At 38.9% G+C, this 6,550-nt stretch carries 4 protein-coding genes and 1 pseudogene; all 5 read right to left on the bottom strand.

The features are described 5' to 3' along the window. Positions 1–207: 207 nt before the first annotated feature. A complete protein-coding gene (gene ribB / locus V7D82_RS13095) occupies positions 208–1,350 on the bottom strand; it encodes a 3,4-dihydroxy-2-butanone-4-phosphate synthase (protein ID WP_333601404.1) in 1,143 nt (380 codons plus the stop codon). A 482-nt stretch (positions 1,351–1,832) separates the two neighbouring features. Next, positions 1,833–3,251: pseudogene (locus V7D82_RS13100) on the bottom strand (LptF/LptG family permease); the annotation flags it as partial. A gap of 6 nt (positions 3,252–3,257) precedes the next feature. Next, the gene (locus tag V7D82_RS13105) at positions 3,258–3,899 is read right to left on the bottom strand and encodes a LolA family protein (protein WP_333601406.1); all 642 of its coding nucleotides are present in this window, start codon (positions 3,897–3,899) and stop codon (positions 3,258–3,260) included. Position 3,900: 1 nt separating this feature from the next. Further along, on the bottom strand, positions 3,901–6,366 hold the full coding sequence (locus V7D82_RS13110) for a DNA translocase FtsK (protein WP_333601407.1): 2,466 nt from the start codon (positions 6,364–6,366) through the stop codon (positions 3,901–3,903). A gap of 44 nt (positions 6,367–6,410) precedes the next feature. Further along, positions 6,411–6,550 (bottom strand): diacylglycerol kinase family protein (locus V7D82_RS13115; protein ID WP_333601408.1); only part of this gene is annotated, 140 nt, incomplete at its 5' end.

Consider the following 6,550-nt stretch of genomic DNA (forward strand, 5'->3'; position numbering starts at 1 on the left):
CAGTCAACAGTTTTCAAGACTGCCGCAATCGACCACTCTGCCATTTCTCCAATAAGTCGGTGCCTACTTGCGTAATGCGGTTGCAAATATAACAACCTTTTTCATTTTGCAAAAAGATTTAGTCTAAAAAATACACTTATTTTTTATGGCTAAAGCTATTCCTTTCACTTACTGTTGTTTATCCTTGTAAATTATAAGTGATTTTCTTTAATAAGGTACGTATTCTGTAATTTCCAAACCATATCCAATCATTCCCACGCGCTTAGTTTGGGTTGTATTAGAGATTAATCGGATTTTGGAAATGTCAATATCGTGCAAAATTTGAGCGCCAATACCAAAATCTTTGATGTCCATTTTGATTTGTGGGATTTTGAAAATCCCCTCGCACTGTAAATGTTTCAACTCAGTTAAGCGATTCAATAAATCAGATGAATCTACTTCCTGATTGATAAATAATACAGCGCCTTTGCCTTCGTTGTTGATGCTTTGGAACATGTCCTCCAGTTTTTGATCCATATTACTGGTCAGGGTATTGAGGATATCGTTGTTGGCTTGCGTCGAATTGATACGGGTAAGTATTGGCTCACCCACATTCCAACTGCCTTTGGTCAGGGCTAAATGTACTTGCTTGTTAGTCGTTTGTTGGTAAGCCCGCAAACGGAACTGCCCAAAACGCGTCTCAATTTCAAAATCTTCTTTTTTGACGATCAAACTGTCGTGTTGCATTCGGTAAGCTACCAAGTCTTCGATTGAAACCAATTTCAAATCAAACTTTTTAGCCACTTCTACCAATTGTGGCAAACGAGCCATAGTCCCATCTTCATTCATAATCTCCACAATCACACCGGCTGATTTAAAGCCCGCTAATCTGGCAAAATCAATAGCGGCTTCGGTATGACCAGTTCTTCGCAACACACCGCCTTGTTTGGCCGTTAACGGAAAGATATGTCCGGGACGTGCTAAATCATAGGGTTTGGTATCTTCATTGACTAAAGCTAATATGGTTTTGGCTCTGTCTAAAGCTGAAATTCCTGTAGTTACACCATGACCTTTTAAATCTACAGAAACCGTGAAAGCGGTTTCCATGTGGTCGGTGTTATTTTTCACCATCGAATGTAGTTCCAATTCGTTGCAACGTCTTTCCGTTAGCGGGGCACAAATTAAGCCGCGTCCGTGAGTAGCCATGAAGTTGATCATTTCGGGAGTTACTTTTTCGGCTGCCGCCAAAAAATCGCCTTCGTTTTCACGGTCTTCATCATCTACCACTATGATGACTTTTCCTTGACGGATGTCTTCGATAGCTTCTTCTATAGTGTTGAGTTGTATTTTTGTGTTGTTGTTGTTGTCCATTAGACGTTTTTATTTATATGGGATAAAGTTGTAGTTAGATAACTTCGGTTAAAGAGATAAAACAAGATAAAGAACGGAAACCCGCCCAATAGCACTGTTAGGCTGTTTAAATCCATTTTCTTATTGCATTCAGTACTAATCTTATTTAACAGTTGTTGTGAGCGGAATATGGTAGCATAGAAGATTACTCCCAAAACCACGGCTGTTATTGTAAGTAGCATTGTTGTTATTCCAAAAAGGACTAAAGCCAACAAAGCAAAATAGGAGGCAAGGGCAGCAAGGCTGTATTTATTATAAGCTGTCTGTAAAAGTTCAACTTTGGCATGATCGATTACTTTAGGTTGACTTTCATTCGTTACTGTTTTTACAGGGCTGCTACCGGTACTGCTTTTGGTTTGAATAAAGTTTTTGACATCATCATCTTCTAAATCCGGAATATAATCCACACCGCTAGTTGATTCCAACAATAATTCGGCTTCACTTTTGGATGGGAAAAAGCGATTGAAAAGATTGATTATCCAATCAAAGTTAATAGTCACTCCTTTATCTTCTGTAGCTCTTTTGGTCAATAATATGGCCAACGGGGCCAATACAAAAGTAGACATCCAACAACCCAAAAACGGCGCAATACCGTTTTCCTGAGCCACTTTTTTACCAAAGGTATTGATGAAGTGAAAGATGATAAAAATTAATATGGCAAAAACAATAGGCAATCCTAAACCACCTTTTCGGATAATGGCACCCAGCGGAGCACCAATAAAGAACATCAGGATACAGGCAAAAGCAATGACAAACTTGTCATAAAGAGCTATCCAGTGTTGGTTGATGTTTTTTTGTTTTTCTTCTAATTCAAATTTGGAATTCTCTAAGGTAAACTTAGTGCCGTCAACAGAACTACTGGCCACACGCACGATTTGTGTTTGTTCGCTTTTGGTGAAATTTTGTAGCAAATTAGCCGTGTTTAACTTGGGAGTGACGATAGTGTCATTTTGGAAACCACTGTTCGTACCATAACGCTGATAGATGTTTTCCGTATAGGAAATCACGTCTTTGTTGTAATTTTTTTGCAGAGAGTCAATGGTATATCGCAATTCTCCAACGGTAAGCATAGTGTTAGTGTGCGTAATTTGGTCTTCATCCAAATTGGTATTGTTCAATTTAGATAAATCAATATTGAGCACATAGCGTTTAAATTCGCTTTTAGCAAAAGGCAATTTGTTGCGTTCTTCAAACTTTTTGGGAATGATGTCTTCGTAATAGTTTCCATCTTTCAGCACCAATTTCAACACGTTAGAATTTTCACTACTGACCAATTCTCCGGTTTTGGCTTTGATAACGGTATTGCTGCCTTCGCCCAAACTAGACTTTTTATGGATGGTAATTAATTTAAGGTATTTACCATTATCGCCAGATTTCTTTTCCACTTTGATATTGTAACTCCCCACTTCGCTGAATTGTCCTTCGGCTATAGCCATGGCGGGTTTTACCTGCGCAATGTTTCTACGAAAGTTAATGAACTTGTATTCGGCATACGGAATGACATTATTGGCAAAAGCAAAAGCTACAGCGCTTAAAATCAATATGAAGTATATCAAACTGCGCATCGCTCTTTGCAACGAAATACCCGAAGATTTCATGGCGGCAAACTCATAGTTCTCGGCCAAACTTCCGAAAGTCATAATCGAAGCCAATAAAACGGATAAGGGAAGTACTAAGGGAACAACGCTGGGCATTTTGAACATTAGAAACTTACCAATCATGATAATGTCTAAGTCTTTCCCAGCCAATTCCGCGATAAAAAGCCAAACGACTTGCAGTACGAATATGAAAAACAGAATTACAAATACCGTAGCAAATGTAACGAGGAAGGATTTTAATAAGTACTTGTCAAGTATTTTCACCCGAGGTTAATCTATTTTGTTGATATAGTAATTAGGATATTTACTAGCCACAAAGGTAAACTGATTTTTTGACAAAGGTTGGTTGGTTTTAAAAGAATTAACAGTAAGCGTGGTTTTAGTCCCGTTTTTACCCATTTCAATCACCGTATAAATGTTTTTGGTTTGGGAATCGATGCCCAATAAAATCTCTTTCCGCTGATCTTTAGCACTCGTTGGGACTAGTTTGATGTACTGAATTTTTCGGCCTTTTACATCCTGAAGAATATCCCAATAAAATTTATAGCCACTGTTGAAAAAGGTCAACATTTTAGAAGGCGTGATTGCTTTTTCATCACCGTCATTCAGGCTGGAAACGGTAACTTCTTCATCTTCCGGAACTATAGTATAGCTTTTTTTGCCATCGTATATTTTGGTAACGCCCATAAAGTTCAGCACATATTTATTGCCTTCCAGCAAGAGGTTGCCCTTACTTTCTTTATTGATGTTTTCTTTACTGTTGTTTAAAGTGTATTTGAAATCAATAGTAATGTTGTCGTAAGATTTAATCTTAGCGGTGACTTGGTCTAATAAATCTTTTGCCTTTTTATCCTGAGCCTGGCTAGAGAAACTTACCAATAAGAATAGTGCAATCGAAAGTATTTTGTTCATTTTAGGTATTATTTTGTTCATTGTTAAAAAATTGTTCCAAAGAAGCCAAGTCTGTAATGTTTACACTTCTTGCTTTGCTTCCTTCAAACGGACCTACAATTCCGGCGGCTTCTAATTGGTCAATCAAACGACCGGCGCGGTTGTAACCCAGTTTCAACTTTCTCTGCAATAATGATGCCGAACCCTGCTGGGCGGTAACAATTATCTCAGCTGCTTCTCTGAACATGCTGTCTCTTTCAGAGATATCAAACTCCAGATTTACGCTACTGCCTTCTTCTCCAACATATTCCGGTAACAGATAAGCACTGGCATAAGCTTTTTGGGAACCAATATAATCAACAATTCTTTCTACTTCAGGGGTATCCACAAAAGCGCACTGTACACGCACTAAGTCGTTACCATTCGTATATAATAAATCTCCGCGACCAATCAATTGGTCAGCACCTTGCGTATCAAGGATGGTTCTTGAATCTATTTTAGACGTTACTCTAAAGGCAATACGCGCCGGGAAATTGGCTTTGATAATTCCGGTAATTACATTTACCGACGGCCTTTGTGTAGCGATAATCAAGTGAATACCAATAGCACGCGCTAATTGCGCCAAACGGGCAATCGGAGTTTCGACTTCTTTACCGGCTGTCATAATCAAATCGGCAAACTCATCCACCACCAAAACAATATAGGGCAGGAAACGGTGACCGTTTTCCGGATTCAGTTTGCGGGCTTTGAATTTTTCGTTGTATTCCTTGATGTTACGCACCATGGCGTCTTTCAACAATGAATAACGGTTGTCCATTTCCAAACAAAGCGAATTCAAGGTGTTGATTACTTTGGTATTGTCGGTAATGATGGCATCTTCAGTGTCGGGCAATTTGGCCAAATAATGACGCTCTATTTTATTAAACAGCGTAAGTTCAACTTTCTTCGGGTCTACCAAAACAAACTTCACTTCCGCCGGATGTTTTTTGTAAAGTAATGAAGCCAACACGGCGTTCAATCCCACCGATTTTCCTTGTCCGGTAGCACCAGCCATTAACAGGTGAGGCATTTTGGCTAAATCCACCACAAAGGTTTCATTCGAAATGGTTTTTCCTAAAGCGATAGGCAATTCCATTTCCGCTTCCTGAAACTTAGCCGAAGAAATCACGGTTCGCATCGGAACCATCGTTGGGTTCTTATTCGGCACCTCAATACCAATGGTACCTTTTCCGGGAATAGGAGCAATGATACGAATACCAAGCGCTGCCAATGATAAAGCGATATCGTCTTCCAAACTTTTGATTTTGGAAATACGAATTCCGGCTTCCGGAACAATTTCATACAAAGTGACCGAAGGTCCAACAGTGGCCTTAATTTGGGCAATATCGATTTTGTAGTTTTTCAGCGTTTCTACAATTCGGTTTTTATTTTCTTCTAATTCCTCTTGGTTGATGGTAATCCCAACAGAGGAGTATTCTTTTAGCAAATCAATCGTCGGGAATTTGTAATTCGATAATTCCAAGGTTGGATCAAATTCGCCAAAATCAGCAACCAGTTTGGCTGCTAAGTTTTCTTCCATAACGTCCTCATCTGCTGATTTTTCGATTACGAAAGCTTCGTCATTGGTTTCAATAATTTCAGGTTGTGGAGTAGGAGTAACCGTTTTGATGGTAGGTTCCAAACTGATTTCGGAAGCATGTTCAATGGTGGGTTTCAACGCTTCTTTATTGATTTCGAATTGCGAAGGTTTTAAAGTGGGTTCTTCAATTTCTTCCTCTAGAGTTTGCTTCGCCAGTTCGCTATCGCTCGGGTCTTCTTTTACGGCAAATTCTTCTAAGTTGTAATCGGTTCCTTTGGTATCGGAAACCATACTGTTTAAATCTTCTTTGATGTCTTTGTGTTTCTTTTCGAAGAAGGATTTGATAGCATCAGGAGAGATTTTTATTTTAAAAATCAAGTAGATAACCATGGCAAAGACCAATCCTAAGAAGGTTCCCATTTTGCCGATATAATCCTGAAGGAACAGATTCATTTCATAGCCAATTGTACCGCCTAATTCGGGTAAAGTCGTAGCAAAAAAACCGAATAATATCGACAGGACCACTACCGCAAACAAATCCCAAAACCAAGTGTTTTTTAACTTGCGTATCGGCAAGTCTAAAATAAGGAAGGCACCACTTAAAAACAGTAATTTTACCAATAAAAAAGCTGCTACACCAAAACCACGGTAAATGAATAAATCGGCTATATAGGCGCCAAATTTGCCCAACCAGTTCTGAGCACTTTCACTGCGATCGGTTAAGGCATCTACCGAGCTTTGATCGGCTTGACCGTGTAAAAAGAAAGAAATAAAAGAAACTAAAAAAGCTATCGAAGTGAGCACCAAAACAAAACCGAAGAGCATTCGGTACTGCTTTTTAGTTTTCAATATTTTCAGTTCCTGGTTAGGATCTTTTTCTTTGGGTTCTTTTTTTACTGTTTTTGCCATGAATTATAGTATGAAGCTATAAAAATAGAAATTTATTCGGAGGTTTAGCCAAATTTAGGCACATAAATAAGCAAGCCAATAGCCATAGCTGCCAAGGCAGCAAACATTACTGCACCGGCTGCAATGTCTTTGATGAAACCAATTCTTTCATGGTATTCCGGATGGATAAAATCGGCTATTTTTT

The organism is Flavobacterium sp. (assembly GCF_036741995.1).
Taxonomy (GTDB): domain Bacteria; phylum Bacteroidota; class Bacteroidia; order Flavobacteriales; family Flavobacteriaceae; genus Flavobacterium.